Below are 15,742 nucleotides of genomic sequence, written 5' to 3'. Positions count from 1 at the left end.
GCCGCACTCACGGAGGTTTTATGAGCAAACCAGAACTTTGCTTCATAATCCTTGCTTTACTATTATACGCACCTGCTGCTTTTTGACAAGTAGCCGGGTAGCATAGTAAGCAAGCGGTGGCCAGCAATGGCCACCCTCCTTTTTACCAACCAATTTAAAACCTCCCATGTTCAAATCCATAGCACTATAGAGTTGCAATCACTTCCCATTTCTCGACGATAAGTTTTATACTCAAATAACATTAGCTGAGAAGTAGCCAATAGGCTACAATATGAGAATGAAATATAATATTTTAACAACTAGCACTTTTGATAAATGGCTTACTAAGCAAAAAGACCGGCAAGCAGTAAAAGCCATAGCTATGCGAATTGCCAGAGCTGAACAAGGTAATTTTGGTGATTGCGAACCTGTTGGCGAAGGTGTTAGTGAAATGCGTATTTTTATTGGCAAAGGCTATCGAATCTATTTCACGATTCGCGGCGAAACCCTTGTGCTACTGTTAAATGGCGGTATCAAAAGCAACAAAAAACAGCAACAAGAAGATATAGCGAAGGCAAAACAAATTCTGTTGGAGATTGATCTATGACTGAGAAACTAAAACCCTTTAACCCGTTCGACTACTTTGAAACTCAAGAAGAGATTAATGCTTATTTAGAAGAATGTTTTCGAGATGAAGATCCTAGCGTATTTGTCAGTGCAATCGGGCATCTAGCTAAACACCATGGCATTGCCGAAGTATCTAAAGCAACGGGGTTAAACCGAGAAAGTCTTTATAAAACTTTCAGTGGCAAGGTGCAGCCCAAGTGGGATACAGTTGCGCGAGTTATGCGAGCATTGCATGTGGATATGAAAGTAGTAGTTTAAAACTTCAATAGCTTGCAAAAATTTCTAGCTATAGCATTTGAGGAGATTCCTATTCCGTCATCCATACAAAGTCTATTGTTTCGTCAAAAAGGGCAATGTTTTTTCTGCCAAAAAGAACTGTCTATTCATAGAGCGGACATAGAACATCTTTTTGCTACATCAAATGGCGGCACTCATGATGACGGTAATTGTGTTGCCGTATGCCGGGGTGCTAATCGCTTAATGGCGAACTTACCACTTAAAGAAAAAATAGCTATATTTCGGGATAGGTTTGTTTGCCCAGAGGAAGTCGGCTTGTCTTATGTTCAAGAAACATCACCCGAACTGGTTAATAACGTCCAGGAAAAAATGAAGATTTATGCTGGCTTGTTAAAAAGCCGAAAATTAAGTCGCCCATCAAGACGTAACAGTTTACTAAATCATTTGTCAAATCAATTTAAACTGGCTCAAGGCGAAGCAGAAGGCATTATTTCTCTTCTAATCGAGGGCGGTGTCTTGCATTTTGATGGTGCTAAAACCGTTTGGCATTTATAAGATCGATTTTGGTGTAATGAAATCCTTGTCTCAAAAACGTATGTTTATGATCCTCTAGCTACCCTCCCCTCTTTTGCCTTTGAAATTGATTGTTTTATGTCTCAAAACTCAATATCATAATCAAAGTCTCATAATTATTTTTAAATTTGAGTTTTGGTACTCAATGTGAGTTTTTGTATGAAAATTGGTTATGCAAGAGTGTCAACACTCCATCAAGACTTAAGTTTGCAGTTAGACGCACTTAATTTAGCCGGTTGCGAATTGATCTATCAAGAAACAGGATCAGGCTCAAAATCCGACCGACCGGAATTAATGAATCTACTCAAAGCAATCAGGCCTGGTGATGAATTGGTTGTATGGAAACTTGATCGACTAAGCCGGTCACTAAAAGATCTCATAAACTTAATTAATGAACTTGAATCAAAAAGCGTTGGGTTCATGTCTATTACTGATCACATTGACACAACCACCCCTGCCGGAAAATTGATGTTTCATATTTTTGGTGCTCTTGCTGAGTTTGAGCGCAACATCATAAAAGAACGCACTATGGCTGGGTTAAATGCTGCCAAATCAAGAGGTCGCCTTGGTGGGCGCCCAAAAAAACTAACACCAAAACAAATACAAATGGCTAAATCTATCCTGAATAACTCCAATAACAAATCGAGTGTTGAAGAAGTTGCTCATCAATTTGGTGTTAGCCGCTCTACTTTATTTAGAGCACTTTCAGAATAGTGGTGCTGCCACCGCAAGGATTAAATCTTATTACATGGAACAAGACTAAAGTAATCAAAATTCTTTACTGGCCCGATGGTGATTGGATATATGCGCATGATATAAGCAATTCATTACTGTTTGAAATTAAGTCAGAAATGTTTAGTGCTATGGAACTACCGGCGAAAATGGATGAAGATCAAATTGACGCTTTTATTAATGAAAAATGCTTGAATTTATAACTCACTGCCTAACATTTAAACAGTTATGCAAAAGTACAAGTAAACTAAGAACTTGGGCACTCGGTTGAGCTATCAAGACAAATTTATCCACAGGAAATGTGGATTAAATTGTACTTGATCAAATCTAACCTGACTGACCCCAACTAGATAGCTATTTTGCACATTATTGAATCACATCTGATGATGCGAATGAGGGTAATTCATACTCTTTTGGGATACCAATTTCATTTTGCCAGTCAAAAAAAGTATCTTCGATTAATTTTACAGTCGCACGCTCGAGTGCCTCAAAATTTTTGTAATGGTTATAAGGGTTAAGGGTCAAAGGGAGCGACCGAGGGCGGTCGCAACGGGAGAGGATGAAAATGGAATGGGTCAAAGGGATGGGGCTCAAGGGACGGGGGGCCTAGGGGATAGGCCCTATCCGTAAGGGCTTGTAAGGGCAACACAAGCACCAGCAGCCAATATCGACATGTAATCATTCTTCCTGGCATACCACGTATCAATCGAGGAATCACTATATGCTCAATTCAGTTTGTCACAAACTGATCATATCGGTCATTGTTATGTGTTGGATGAAAGGCTTTAAATGTGTAGCTTAAACTCCCAATTTTAAATACCCAGTTTGTAGCAATATAGCAAAAATACCCCTCATTTACTTCAAAATCATGCCACTATTGGAGTATAAGGTGCTTAACTGGACACAGATAGGCGCAGTTTCACTTGTACTTGATAACCTTGTTAGATTCATGGATAAAATGAGATGAAAAAAACAACAACCAACATGGCCGCTCTGAGTTACGAATCGTTTTAAGACTTGTGGCGGAGGAATTCAGTCATTATTTACACTTTTAATATTAGTGGCAACGCTACAAAATTGTTCTGAAATAAATCGTTTCCAGTCTGGTGCTGGTCGCGTCATTTCTGCTCTACACAAAATTAAAATTTCTTTAATGTGCGACAAAAGTTCGTTTGGATTATTTTTTTTCACACTTAGCAGCCCCCTAAAGTCTTTTAAGGCGACAGGAACAATTTGTACATATATTTTTGTGTCATCAGCTAGATACCATTCACCAAGCCTAAAGGTATTAGCAGTGTTTGTATCAATTGTGATAGCCATAAACAAGCCGTATACCTGCTTTCCTAATGGTTCATACTTTTGAACATAATTAGCAACATGCCTTCTTACCGGCTCTCCTTCAGCGGCTTCTTGTCTAGAAGATGTCGTTAAAGTGACCTCAACAACTAGGACAAAATCATAAAACTCAAATATCAGGTCAGATGAACCACTAGCAGCGTGTGAGATTGGTTTAAAGTCTGGATCGACTTTAAAGTTTCTTGATTCCCAAGGGGGGTTAACAATCGAGTTAATTGCCAAAAACGCACGCCACACTACCCATTCAAAATATGCTGGTTTTTCACTGCTCGGAATCTCTATTTCTGAACCATTATCAAGAGTTATGGCTCTTGATCTTGGCTTCATCAGCAAGTCGATATAGGCGATAATTTCTTCAACAGATTCAGCTTGAGCCTTGGCATATTCAAGCTCTCGAATCTTAAATAGTTTAGCCTCTAACTCGTGCCGTTTAGCATTCATAGTCAAAAACTTACTTATTCAGACACTTAAGTTTATTGTCAAGCTCAACAGCGACATTATAAACATCTCCATCCCTAGCTTGAACAAAAGACATGATCTATCTTCATAAGTTGGCGTAAATCTTCAACTAGCTGGCTTGCTAATAGCTGTTCCTTGTCTATGTTGTGTTTTTCATGTTCAGTTTGCATTACAAATCCTTTCAATACTTAAATCTTTGCGTGTGAATATACCACAACCATTTTCAACAATGAAATCCTATTCAGGATCTTCGAATAAGCCCCAATGTCCAGTTCCCTATCAGTAAAACAGTGGTAAGGTAGAGTTTTCCAGTTTTGCTCGATAAGCCGCCGGGGCAGATTACCCAGACTTTCATGAGTACGTTCTTCGTTATAATCTAACCGCCAGAACCAAGCCATCTCTCTCACTTGATCGATCGACTCAAACAGATACGCATTTAAAAACACCTGTCTAAATGAGCCATTAAATCGCTCCACAAAACCATTTTGCTGGGGCTTTCCTGCTTGGATATAAACCAATTTTAAAAAAAAATTTTTCTATCCTTGTAATTCTGCCCGCCTCTTCCCTGCCTGATAGAATCGACAACATCTTAATCATGCTCTAAGAAAAGTGATTTACGCAATGAAAAAGTCGCAGCAACTAATGACGGTGTTCGTCAAGATAGTTGTCGTGTTTTTCATCCCATTTTATCCATTCACCCGTTCAAGATTATCCGGGTTTAACGCCACAGCGCCTATCGGTGTCCAGTTTCGCACCTTAGATCGCCAGCGTGCTGGGTTTTTTGCCTTTGCTTGTTCATAAACCTGCGCTCGCTTGGTAAGTATCTGTTTATCCTCACCCCGATAACGCTGCCCTGGCGTCACAAACTTGAGCCGACTGTGCAGGTGCTGCTCGTTGTACCAGCCCATAAAGCTTTGTACCCAACGACGTGCATGCTCAATATCACTAAACCCCTTTGTAGGCCAATTAGGCACGTATTTGAGTGTTCTAAAGAACGATTCAATATAGGCGTTGTCATTGCTAACCCGAGGACGGCTAAACGATTGTTGAATCCCCAGTGATTCAAGCTTGGCCCGCAGCGTCATGCTTTTCATGATACTGCCATTGTCACTATGAAGTACCGGCTTGGGTGCACCACATAACTTATGCTTAATAACCGCTTGATTCATCAGCTCAGCCGCGTTGTGACCCGTCTCGGCGGCATGCACTTCCCAACTTACACCGTAGCGACTATAGAGGTCACTCACCATGTACAGATAGAAGTATTGCCCCTTCACTTGACTGGGTAACCAGGTAACATCCCACATCCACACTTGATTGGGTGCAAAGGCGTGATGGGTCACCGGCTGGCGTGGTTTTTTTGCAACTTTAGCACGTCCTCGGTGATGGAGCTGGTCATGAGCTTTGAGAACACGGTAAAAGCTCGATTCACTGGCCAGATATTGCCCTTATCCGCCAATAGCGGCACGATTTTTGAAGGCGGCAGACTGGCATAGTCAGGCTGGTTCACTGTTTCAATGATCAATAAACGCTCTTGTTCGCTCAGCGCATGGGATGGACGCAACCGCACAGCAATGGGACGCTGGTCAAACGCTAAGTAGCCTTTACCCTTGGGATACCAGCGCTGTAGGGTGCGCATAGATAGTCCCAGGCATTGACAGGCGGCGCTACGCCGTGCCCCTTCACGAACGGATTGTTCTATCAGGTCAATAATCTCTTGGCGCTGCTGAGGGGTGGTCATAATGCCTCGTCCCCCAGCAGCGCGCGGTACTTTTTTTGTAGTACCAACAGTGCGGCCGCTTCAGCCAGTGCTTTTTCTTTGCGACTGAGCTCGGTTTGCAGTTCTTTAATTTTAGCGTGCGCTTGTTTGAGGTCGCTATTGGCGTGTGAGGCTTGGGTAGTGAACTCGTCTTTCCACTGCTTGAGCTGTTCAATAAACAGGCCTTTTTGGCGGCAGTACTCACTGGTTTCAAGCTGGTTCATTGAGGCGGTTTCAATAATGACCGCCAACTTGGCTTCATTAGACCAATGCTGTGCGTTATGCGCTTGACTACCGGGCACGGCTAAACCTTGCTGTTTGGCTTGTTTTAACCAGGAGTAGAGGGTTGATTTACCAATCTGCTCTTGTTGCGCAATCAATGACACCGGTTGATTGTGCGGTGGCAATAGTTTTTTGAGTATCGCCTCTTTTCTTTGTGTATTTACGTGCGTCATTTTACATCCTAATCCGCCTACCTGTCTCGTTTACTAAAAGCGACAACTATTCTGACACAGGGGGATGATTCAAACAAGCCGGAGAGAGAAAGTTAAGACACTGTGGCATGAGGGGAAATCATGCTCTGAAATTGCCAAATTAACTGATTCAAACATGCCAACTATTATGCGTGACTGCAAAGCTATGAACTTACCATTGAACAAAGAAGAGCGTGCTTGCGTGCAATTGCTGCAAGATATTGACCCTGATCCCGATGCCGACCTTTGGCATTGGGCCACATACCGAAAACCACTTAATCGGTTGGTTTAAATTTTTACCATGGCGCCCTATGTCGCAAAAACAAGCTTTTTAACTACGGAGATAAATATGAAATCCAAATTTTTATTGTTGATAGTGCCGCTTCTTGTTACTTCGCAAATAGTTGCTGCCCAAAATCTACCGTTTGTTGGTGGAGATGTTCCCAATAGATACGGCCCTTATATGGCAGAAGTTGATGTGCTTGAGGTCATAAGAGGAGATCTGATTCGAGTTAGAGATGAGGTGAGTACCTATGAGTTTCACTTGATGAATATCATAACACCTGTATATAACTACCCTGGTATGTGTAACCAGGCATACGGCAAAGAAGCAAAAGAATATCTAAAAAACAAAATTGAGGGTAAGCGTTTAAAAGTTCACCTTTTCCCTCCCTACCATCCTGATGGCAGGGGGATTGTGTATTTAAACGGAGTTGATATAAATATGGAGCTAATCGAAGAAGGTTTGGCCTGGCCTGGTCGCAGCATTGGAGTTGACCACTACTATGAGATTAAAAAGGCTTTTGAACTTTTTAAACACAGAGGAGTTCGTATTTTTTCTGATCCTGACCCGATTAACCCAAACAGATTTATTAATAACGAACAAGATAGAGTGTGTGTTCAATAAAAGTAATATTATCTGCAATCTAACCAATCAGCCCCGCACTTCGGTGTGGATCTTTACATCAAATGATTTGGTATTAAAATCACTTTATGTAAGGATCCACGATGTGGAACTTAGGCTTGCATTGCAAGCACCCTTTGCCGGCCCTCGACTGCGTTAGCCGGTAACGATCTCTGATCGTGCAGTCATGTTTATAATTCCATTTTCAACCCCATGGGGATACATCATCCCCGTGGGGCTTGGTGTATCCCCTTTTCTTTATATCGGAGATACACTTATGAAAATTCAAACTGTGTTTTATAAAACAAACCCAGATAAACCAGGTTTCATGAAGCTGGATCGTTATGCAACGATTCAAGAGATTGAAGACCAGATCCACAGAGTTTTATCTACCCCACTTAAAATAGAAAACTTCAGAGAGCCAAGATTCATAGGAGACCAATTATCAAGTTGTCTTTTTAGTGGCTTGGATTATGAGTGGCTAAGTTGGGATAGAGGTATTCTTGATTGGCGAGCGGATCCAAAATCCACACTAATACCAGAAAATTTTGCTTATAACCTCCATTTCTTGGTTCGGGAAGGCAATTCAGAAGGTATGGTTGTTTCGATGATTCACCTTGCCAATAACGGTAGATTTACCGAAGTATGCTCCATAAAATATCTTGGTTATACCGATAATCAAGTGTACTTAATTGGGAACTCCCTATCAAAAGCACTAAGACAAGGCTACTAATTGATTCAATTAATAGCTAAACTTGTCACAAATTACTTAAGGAATCTTAAATGAAAACTTTAAAAGTGTTTACGGCCATTATGCTTGCGGTATCTGTCTCTAGTTGCATGGCCACATCAAAAAAACCGTTAAATATTTCAGATGATGATTGGTCAGCCATGTCAGATGAAATGAAGCTATACGCTTATGAGCGCCAAGCGCAGCTTGATGCACAATACAACGCTGAACTTAAAAAACAACCATCAGTAACAACACCTGTTATGCCTCAGCCAGAGGCAGGCTCAACTGATGTTTACGGTCAGCGAGTGCAATGCACATTGAACGGCGAAGCTAGAATCGGTGGTAAATGGCGCAAAGCCGAGCCCTTTGGGTTCGATATTGGTCGCGCTGAGAGCGTAGATTTTGACATTTACTCAGGCAACAATAGCAGCTTTGGTAGCGCGACTTTTGATGGTGTAAATGTTCAAGCTTGTGGTACAGCTAACTTACCTAGTTACTGTGTCCGTCTTGCGGCAACAGCGCATCAGCTTGATCGAGGCGGTATCAGTCAAAGCGTTTCATCAAGCCACTTTTTTCGCGGCGAGATGACATGCTCACTTGCTAATAGACCAACACGTCGATAATCTATGAATGCACCTCTTAAAGAGGTGCTATCATCCTTCCATCTATTTCTAATTTCAAAATAACTTTTTTTATTTTTTGTTTTACTCATTACATACCCACGGTTTTGTGACAATTACCCAAAAATAAGTTTTGAACCACTTAGGGATAAGGTATGCCACACAATTTAGTCCACGTTTCATTCGCTACCCACCGAGTCATTAAGTTTTTAGATGGAGCCTATGAGTTTGGGCCAACTATTTATTACCAATCTGTATCTGATATTGAAGATGGTTTACGACTTTTTGAGGCCGTTGTTTCACAACTTTGTAATGAAAACCTCAATGCCGCACTTAAAAGAATTGAATTACTTCCTAACAAAAAACGAATTACGATCAAGCCTTTTGAGCTTAAAACTATTTCAGAACTAGATGATCAGCAATGGAGTGCTGTTAAGCACGCCTATCAAAGCACAAAAGATCAATATGTCTATCAATAATCCGAGAGTTAGGGAAATCATGAATCATCTAAATGATATTTATGATGGATCTCAGGCCTGCATTGGGGACGAATTTAATTTTTTTGCTATGGCACAACAGATAAGTCTTTGTGCAATTGGTTTACAGTTTGAAGAGTTGACACCGTTGGTTGCAAAACATTTATACGAGTCCGGTTGTTTTTCTGTAAAAGTATATGACACGCAAACAAAAGAGAGCTGGGATCCAATGAGATTGAGATTTTCAGAATTTGCCGCAACGCGCTCAAAATTGTCGGCCTACATTGATTTTGAATCTACTAAAAGTCTTGATGATATTAAAAAATGGCTGAATAGCTTTGAGGCGCATTCATGCTAAACACGCTTATAAAACGCTTAAAAAACAATAATCTTAGTCCTGTTAAAGCGGATAGCGTATTTCAAGGACGTTATTTAAAGCGTTTACCGGTCGAGCGTTTACTTCATTCCTACCGAGATCAACTGGATGACATAAAAGTCTTAACCGGCGTGCCCGACAAACACTTTGAGTATTTGTATCTTACCCCCCTTAAAACCTATGTTAGTTTTATGCAATTAGCGCCGGCCAGTGAATCACATCATCATTCAGAGCATGGCGGGATGATAGCGCATACCCTAGAGGTCATAGTTAATGCTTTAAGACTCAGACGAGGGCAGATCCTACCAACGGGCGTACCGCCAGAGGAAATTGAACACCGCAAAGACATTTGGACATTTGTTGTATTTGTTTGTGCTCTACTGCACGACGCCGGAAAGCTCATTTCAGATGTTGAATTTCATAATGAAAAAGGAGAAGCTTGGAATCTGCTATCTACTATGCCACCACCTTCACTGTACCGGGTTATTTATAACGCCGGTCGCCGACACAAATTTCATGAAAAACTGGCTTCATTTGCACTATATAAGATATTCAACCAAGATCATATCAACTGGATTATGACGGATGATGAGGCCTGGTATGCATTGGTGAATTATCTGACAGCAAATTACACAGAAGCATCCGTCATAGCAGAAATTATCCAGAAAGCCGATCAAGCCAGTGTAGTTGCAAACCTGGGGGGCAACGTTAATGATGTCATTAAGCGACCAGTGCAAGCCTTGAGCTTGCCAGAACGGATGCTGAAGTCGCTTCAACAGCTACTTGAAGAAAATGCCATTGGAGTTAACAAACAAGGAGCCATTGGTTATGTTGACGGTGACTATGTGTATTTCACTGTTAAGCCAATGCTGGATAAGGTAAAAGAAAAAATGCGGGATCAAGGTCTATCTATTCCAGCCTCAAACAATACCTTAATGGGTGAACTGCAACAATCGAATATCGTCGAGTCTAACGGAGACAAAGCAACCTTTAAGGTGCGAGTCAATGTGGGTAATTGGCAGCAAGACTTCAGTGTATTGAAAATCCATGTAATGAAAGCATGGCCAGAAAAGCGACCGGCAACCAACGACACCATCCAGGTTGTGCAAATTAATGAAGACGGTGAGGTTGTGACCTCACATGATGCCTCTAATGAAAAGCACTCTGCCCTCCCCGCCCAACCATCCTCAACCTTACCAAAAATCGAGCAGGCCCCTAAACAAAACCAGACTGATCAAACACTTTCGCCCGATCAGTCCAAGAATGCACAGCCGATAAAAAGTGAACCAAACAATTGCGACATAAATGCTGACGTAAAGCAGTCAAATCCAATTGTTGAGCCATTAGATGATTTTGCAGAGTTAGACGATGTAATGGGGCATAAACCTCAGTCTGATCATGGTCTTCCAGGTAATTATGAAGATCTATCCGATATTGATCCTCATGATGACATTGATAGTGATACGGAAGCTTGGTCGCCTGCAATGGCAACTAATGACATTGAATATAAAAGTGAAATCGTTAGTGCTTCAAACAAAAAGCCCAAAAAAGAACAGCAAAGTCCAGAGAACGACGTTAAAAATCGTAATAGTTTAATGAACGAGGTTAAAAATCAGATTGCCGATGGCTCTAAAAACTTCGTAAATAAATACAACGATGAAGTTTTAGACACTCAAATCAACTTTGCAGACCTAGATGATCCTGGGGCTCAATTTATTGGTTGGTTAAAATCAGGTTTAAAAACGGGGGCAATTCCCCTCAATATTCCAGGCGGTGCTGCTCATTTTGTTGATGAAGGTTTGTTTCTAGTCTCCCCTCAAATTTTTAGAACATTTCAAGCGGAAACTGGCGTTGGTTGGTCACAAGCGCAACGTTCTGTTACTAAGTCCAGCCGAAAGATTAATCTTAAAACTCCGAAAGGTGAAAACATGTTCACCTACGAAATTTTATCAAAAACAGGGCGAACAAAAGACATAGGTAGAATAAAGGGGATATTAATACCCAGCCCTTCAAAAAAATTAGGCATAACGATTAAAGAAATAAATACAAAAATGAATATTGTTGAGTAGTAAATTTTTACATAAATACTCTTAACTTTTTGGCTGTTATACATAAAAATGCGGTTCCACTTTATGACAAATAAAAAAAAGGAAATCGCACAAATGAATCAAGTTCATACTGACAACATGGATAACCTTCTAACTTCACAATTAGCTAAACTGGTTGGCGCTAATAAACCTCGAATGCTTTTTGATGATGCCGTGCAAAAATTCATATCAGAATCAAATAACAAAGATGAGATCGGCGAACTTCATTTATTCAAGGTTATAACCCCCTACTTCAAAGGAATGTATCTCGATCAAATTACTAGACAAGACATAAACAGACTAATTGAGGGCAGAAAAGCAGATGGGGTGTCCAATACAACTATAAATCGTGCGCTACAAAAAATTAGAGCGTTATTAAGGCGTGCAGCCATTGAATGGGACGTGTTGTGTGATGTACCCCATATCAAGCTACTAAAAGAACCAAGGTTGAGAGTTAGATGGCTCACTAAAGCAGAAGCTAGTAGGTTGGTATCCGTACTTCCAAGCCATCTTTCAGCAATGATGCAATTTACCCTGGAAACAGGTTTAAGAGAATCTAACGTAACGCTATTGGAGTGGCGACAAATAGACCTTGAATTCGCATATTAAGTGCAATCTCATTTAAGCCGCTAATAAATCAACCGCTTTTCCTAAAAACAGCTCAACAGGTTGCTTTCCTTCTCGTGTTTTTCGGGGGCGAGTGTTGAGCCGGTACATAACAAAATCTATTTGCTCTTGGGTAACTTCATTAAAGTCGGTTCCCTTTGGGAAATACTGGCGGATGAGGCCGTTGGTGTTTTCATTTATGCCTCTTTCCCAAGATGAGTAAGGGTGTGCAAAGTAGATCTTTGCGTTTAATTCTTTTGCCATACGTTCGTGGTCGGCAAATTCTAAACCATTGTCATAGGTTATGGTATGAATCTGCTCGGCCATAGGCTTGAGAACTTTTATGGCTCTATCTGCAAGGTCACTGGCATTCTTGCCCATAAGCTTGACGATAATTGTATAGAGCGTTTTTCTTTCAACCAATGTATAAATCGCGCTTTTTCGGTCTTTGCCGATAATGGTGTCACCTTCCCAGTCGCCAATTCGGCTTTTTTCATCGACAATCTCTGGGCGCTCGTCAATGCTAACCGCATTCTTGATTCTTCCACGTCGATCATAACTTCCATAGCGCTTTCTATGCGTTTTGTGTAAGTGCCTAAGGTGTTGATACAGTGTGCCTTGTTGCTTTTTATCGGCCAGAACCATGCGATAGATTGTTTCATGATGCAACCTTACAATGTCGTTTTTTTCAAGGTAGAAACAGACCTGATCTGGACTAAGCTCCTGTTGAATTAATATCTTCACCTTGTCCTTAATGGCCTCTGTGAGCTTAATGGCTTTTAGGGCAGCACCTCTTCGTTCTACACTAAATTGATTGGCCTGCTTAGGCCGGTATCCTCGCATCCCTGTATTGCGCTTTATTTCGCGCCCAATGGTTGAGGGGTGAGGTTCTAAGTGCGAAGCAATTTCTTTTTGTGACAAGCCTATTTTCAAATAGGCTTGTATTTGGTATCGTTCATCAATGGTCAACTGTTTATAGTTCATTGCAATTTCCTGTGGTAAGAAAATTAGCATTCTATTTCAGTTGGCCTTTTTTCTTACAAGTTAATTGCACTTGTTATGCGAATTCAAGGACCTTAAAAACAGGGTAATTTATATTGAGGGCGATGATGTTTTAAAAAGTGAAAAATCATTTGCCGTCCCTCTTTCAGAAAAAACCATGTCAATCCTTATGCAACAGCGAGGAAAACATATTGCGCGAGTGTTTACCTATAAAGGTAGGCCCGTTAGACGAGCTAATGGACGTGCGTTTAGAAAAGCACTACAACAAGTCAACATAGAGGATTTTAGATGGCATGATCTACGCCATACATGGGCCACCTGGCACGTTCAAAAAGGCACCCCACTTCACGTACTACAAGAACTAGGTGGCTGGCAAAATATCAACATGGTCAAACGCTATGCTCACTATGACCACAAATTTTTACAACAGTGGGTGCAGTGATTAACTTATAGGATAAGCTGGTGGCCAAGTGTCATCAGTTAAGAGATAAATTAGAAAGGAGTTCTTGTGCTAGACAAAAAAAGTTAGATAATTTACTATTGCACTGTATTTATCATATAGGCAAGTTTTAATTAACCAAATTACAGAAATAAAAAACCCCAAGACCTTATTTGAAGAGTAGGCGTCTTGGGGTTTCCAGAGAGTCTAAGTTGACTAAAACTTAGGGAACTGCATTTCTGCATGGTTTAATTTTAATGATGCATGCTCTTTTATTCAAGCACTTTTGCATCATTAACATTTAAAATTGGTAGCGGGGGCAGGATTTGAACCTACGACCTTCGGGTTATGAGCCCGACGAGCTACCAGACTGCTCCACCCCGCGTTAATCTGATGTGCGTATTATACTCAGGGAGAGCTTTAACGCAAGTCTTTTTTAACTTAATTTTGAACTTTAAGTTTTTCACGACGATCTAAATACATTTTAAGGTTATAGCGGTAGATAAAACCTGGAAAAGAAAAGATCATAAACAAAAATAAGTTAACAACGTAAAACTCCCACTCTTGTGGTGCAATATTCCCCATTGCAGTATGTTCCAAAAGAAAAGCAAGGCCACCCATAATCAGAAAATACACAAACCACTCAATAACACCTACAATAAACGTCTTTTGTTTTGGTAGCGATAAAAAAATAAATAAACGATTTCCAAATATCCAAGGAATGTTAGCCAGCACTATCGCTGTAAACAATAAAACCCAAACAGCTTGCTCTAAACTCATAAATGCTTTACCTGATTAAAAAGGCGCTTAATTATGCGCCTATATTTAAAAGAAAAATGACCCTGTGTTTACATTAACAAGCTGTTATATGCAACGGTCATTAACCATGCGGGCATTATCCCTAGCACCAATAGTGAAAGTGAATAGACTGAAACGGCAACTGACATTTCTTTAGTTGATGCAGCTAGTGGCGTGTCTTGCTCCGCAGTATCAAAGTACATCACTTTAATAACACGCAGGTAATAGAACGCACCAGCAATCGCTGTAATCACACCGATAATAGCCAACCATGTAAAGCCTGCAGCTATAACCTCTTCAAGTACTACCAGTTTGGCATAGAAACCAATGAAAGGTGGAACACCCGCCATTGAGAACATAATTATCAACATCATAGCTGCTAACCATGGATTACGCTTATTCATACCAGCGAAATCCTTAATTTGATCAAATTCCAAACCTTTTCGACTCAATGCGAGAATCATACCAAAGGCTGCAACACTCGTAATAGCATAAACAAGCACATAGAACATGGCTGCTGAATAACCTTCAGGAGTAGCCGCAATAAATCCTAGAAGCAAGAAACCTATATGCGCTATGCCTGAATAAGCGAGTAGACGTTTGAAGTTAGTTTGAGCAAGTGCAATCACCGTACCTACAACCATCGATAGAATAGCCATAATAACCAGCAACTGCTGCCAATCCACAACCAGGCCTGGCATACCATCTACTAATAAACGGTAAACAATTGCAAAGGCGGCAATTTTAGGCGCAGCAGCAATAAACAGAGTAACCGCTGTAGGCGCACCATCATAAACATCAGGCACCCACATGTGAAATGGAACCGCGCCAAGTTTAAACCCTAGCCCTATCACAATAAACACCACACCAAAAGCCAGAACCGTAGAGTTGGCTTTACCTGCTTCAATCACCGCTTTTACTTCAGGGATCGTAAGTGTACCGGTCGCGCCATAAATCATTGACAGGCCATAGAGCAACAGACCGGTTGCCAATGCACCAAGAACAAAGTATTTAATCGCGGCTTCAGTGGCTTTTGATGAGTCACGTTGCATTGCAATCATCGCATACATCGCTAATGACATGATTTCTAAACCAACAAACAAGGTAATGAAGTTATAGGCAGAAACCATAACAAACATACCTAAAACGGCGAACAAGCCTAATGTAAAAAATTCGCCTTGGTAAAAATCATTGTTTTTGAGGTATTCCTTTGAAAACAAAAACACACCTATAGAAACAATAACAATAAAAATCTTTAAAACATCTGCAAAGGCATCACGTACGAAGCTTTCGTTGAAAGTAACCGTTGTTTCTGAGGTAAAACTAAACAATATAAGCAAGCCTACAATTACTAATGTGGCTTGCGTTGCATAATAGGTCGCATATTTATAGCGCTCAGACCAAAAAGTATCTGCAATCAAGATAAATGAGGTCAAAGCTAACAGCACCATTTCTGGAACTGCGGGGGTAAAATCTGGAATAACAAAATTCATAGTTTTAACTCAC

17 protein-coding genes, 1 tRNA gene and 2 pseudogenes are annotated in these 15,742 nt (G+C 40.7%); 13 read left to right on the top strand and 7 right to left on the bottom strand.

What is annotated here, in order from left to right; translation table 11 throughout:
- Positions 1 to 271: 271 nt before the first annotated feature.
- The 4 genes from P8S55_RS07675 to P8S55_RS07660 all read left to right on the top strand — a co-directional run bounded on the left by P8S55_RS07675 (position 272) and on the right by P8S55_RS07660 (position 2,130).
- Positions 272 to 586 carry a type II toxin-antitoxin system RelE/ParE family toxin gene (locus tag P8S55_RS07675; protein WP_289223641.1) on the top strand — a complete coding sequence of 105 codons (315 nt, stop codon included), beginning with the start codon at positions 272 to 274 and terminating at the stop codon, positions 584 to 586.
- Positions 583 to 864: an addiction module antidote protein gene (locus P8S55_RS07670; protein ID WP_289223640.1), complete on the top strand. Its 282-nt coding sequence runs from the start codon at positions 583 to 585 to the stop codon at positions 862 to 864. The genes P8S55_RS07675 and P8S55_RS07670 overlap by 4 nt, the downstream gene beginning before the upstream one ends.
- 12 nt (positions 865 to 876) lie before the next feature.
- A complete protein-coding gene (locus P8S55_RS07665; RefSeq protein ID WP_289223639.1) occupies positions 877 to 1,398 on the top strand; it encodes an HNH endonuclease in 522 nt (173 codons plus the stop codon).
- A 177-nt stretch (positions 1,399 to 1,575) separates the two neighbouring features.
- Entirely contained in the window at positions 1,576 to 2,130 is a 555-nt protein-coding gene (locus P8S55_RS07660) for a recombinase family protein (protein WP_289223638.1), read from the top strand.
- Positions 2,131 to 3,180: 1,050 nt separating this feature from the next.
- Here the strand turns inward: P8S55_RS07660 and P8S55_RS07655 are convergent.
- The 3 genes and pseudogenes from P8S55_RS07655 to P8S55_RS07645 form a co-directional block, all read right to left on the bottom strand.
- Entirely contained in the window at positions 3,181 to 3,945 is a 765-nt protein-coding gene (locus P8S55_RS07655; protein ID WP_289223637.1) for an AlwI family type II restriction endonuclease, read from the bottom strand.
- A 350-nt stretch (positions 3,946 to 4,295) separates the two neighbouring features.
- Positions 4,296 to 4,481, bottom strand: a pseudogene (locus P8S55_RS07650) (integrase core domain-containing protein); the annotation flags it as partial.
- Positions 4,482 to 4,649: 168 nt separating this feature from the next.
- Positions 4,650 to 6,177: pseudogene (locus tag P8S55_RS07645) on the bottom strand (IS3 family transposase).
- A gap of 154 nt (positions 6,178 to 6,331) precedes the next feature.
- Here P8S55_RS07645 and P8S55_RS07640 point away from each other — a divergent pair.
- From P8S55_RS07640 to P8S55_RS07605, 8 genes are all read left to right on the top strand, one after another.
- Positions 6,332 to 6,487 (top strand): hypothetical protein, encoded by a 156-nt coding sequence (locus P8S55_RS07640; RefSeq protein WP_289223636.1) that lies wholly within the window; start codon positions 6,332 to 6,334, stop codon positions 6,485 to 6,487.
- A gap of 57 nt (positions 6,488 to 6,544) precedes the next feature.
- Complete coding sequence (locus P8S55_RS07635; RefSeq protein ID WP_289223635.1) at positions 6,545 to 7,102, top strand: thermonuclease family protein; 558 nt, start codon at positions 6,545 to 6,547, stop codon at positions 7,100 to 7,102.
- A gap of 274 nt (positions 7,103 to 7,376) precedes the next feature.
- Positions 7,377 to 7,832 (top strand): hypothetical protein, encoded by a 456-nt coding sequence (locus P8S55_RS07630; protein ID WP_289223634.1) that lies wholly within the window; start codon positions 7,377 to 7,379, stop codon positions 7,830 to 7,832.
- 50 nt (positions 7,833 to 7,882) lie between these two features.
- Positions 7,883 to 8,455: a hypothetical protein gene (locus P8S55_RS07625; RefSeq protein ID WP_289223633.1), complete on the top strand. Its 573-nt coding sequence runs from the start codon at positions 7,883 to 7,885 to the stop codon at positions 8,453 to 8,455.
- A 152-nt stretch (positions 8,456 to 8,607) separates the two neighbouring features.
- Positions 8,608 to 8,931: a hypothetical protein gene (locus P8S55_RS07620; RefSeq protein ID WP_289223632.1), complete on the top strand. Its 324-nt coding sequence runs from the start codon at positions 8,608 to 8,610 to the stop codon at positions 8,929 to 8,931.
- Between the two features lie 19 nt (positions 8,932 to 8,950).
- Entirely contained in the window at positions 8,951 to 9,286 is a 336-nt protein-coding gene (locus tag P8S55_RS07615) for a hypothetical protein (protein WP_289223631.1), read from the top strand.
- Positions 9,280 to 11,373, top strand: a complete 2,094-nt coding sequence (gene mobH / locus P8S55_RS07610) for a MobH family relaxase (protein ID WP_289223630.1) — start codon at positions 9,280 to 9,282, stop codon at positions 11,371 to 11,373. The genes P8S55_RS07615 and mobH overlap by 7 nt, the downstream gene beginning before the upstream one ends.
- 93 nt (positions 11,374 to 11,466) lie before the next feature.
- Positions 11,467 to 12,000 carry a site-specific integrase gene (locus P8S55_RS07605; protein ID WP_289223629.1) on the top strand — a complete coding sequence of 178 codons (534 nt, stop codon included), beginning with the start codon at positions 11,467 to 11,469 and terminating at the stop codon, positions 11,998 to 12,000.
- Positions 12,001 to 12,012: 12 nt separating this feature from the next.
- Here P8S55_RS07605 and P8S55_RS07600 read toward each other — a convergent pair whose 3' ends face one another.
- Positions 12,013 to 12,981 carry an IS30 family transposase gene (locus tag P8S55_RS07600; protein WP_289223628.1) on the bottom strand — a complete coding sequence of 323 codons (969 nt, stop codon included), beginning with the start codon at positions 12,979 to 12,981 and terminating at the stop codon, positions 12,013 to 12,015.
- Between the two features lie 64 nt (positions 12,982 to 13,045).
- On the opposite strand from P8S55_RS07600, the gene P8S55_RS07595 reads away from it, so the two are divergent.
- A complete protein-coding gene (locus P8S55_RS07595; RefSeq protein WP_503010281.1) occupies positions 13,046 to 13,441 on the top strand; it encodes a tyrosine-type recombinase/integrase in 396 nt (131 codons plus the stop codon).
- 305 nt (positions 13,442 to 13,746) lie between these two features.
- Here the strand turns inward: P8S55_RS07595 and P8S55_RS07590 are convergent.
- From P8S55_RS07590 to nuoN, 3 genes are all read right to left on the bottom strand, one after another.
- Positions 13,747 to 13,823, bottom strand: a tRNA-Met gene (locus P8S55_RS07590).
- A gap of 56 nt (positions 13,824 to 13,879) precedes the next feature.
- On the bottom strand, positions 13,880 to 14,218 hold the full coding sequence (locus P8S55_RS07585) for a DUF2818 family protein (protein ID WP_289223626.1): 339 nt from the start codon (positions 14,216 to 14,218) through the stop codon (positions 13,880 to 13,882).
- Positions 14,219 to 14,286: 68 nt separating this feature from the next.
- Positions 14,287 to 15,729: an NADH-quinone oxidoreductase subunit NuoN gene (gene nuoN / locus P8S55_RS07580; RefSeq protein WP_289223625.1), complete on the bottom strand. Its 1,443-nt coding sequence runs from the start codon at positions 15,727 to 15,729 to the stop codon at positions 14,287 to 14,289.
- Positions 15,730 to 15,742 lie beyond the last annotated feature (13 nt).

The sequence above is a fragment of the Thiomicrospira sp. R3 genome (assembly GCF_029581415.1).
GTDB lineage: Bacteria > Pseudomonadota > Gammaproteobacteria > Thiomicrospirales > Thiomicrospiraceae > Thiomicrospira.
The sequence above is the reverse complement of the archived record's forward strand: the minus strand, read 5'-3'. Positions and strand labels throughout refer to the sequence as shown.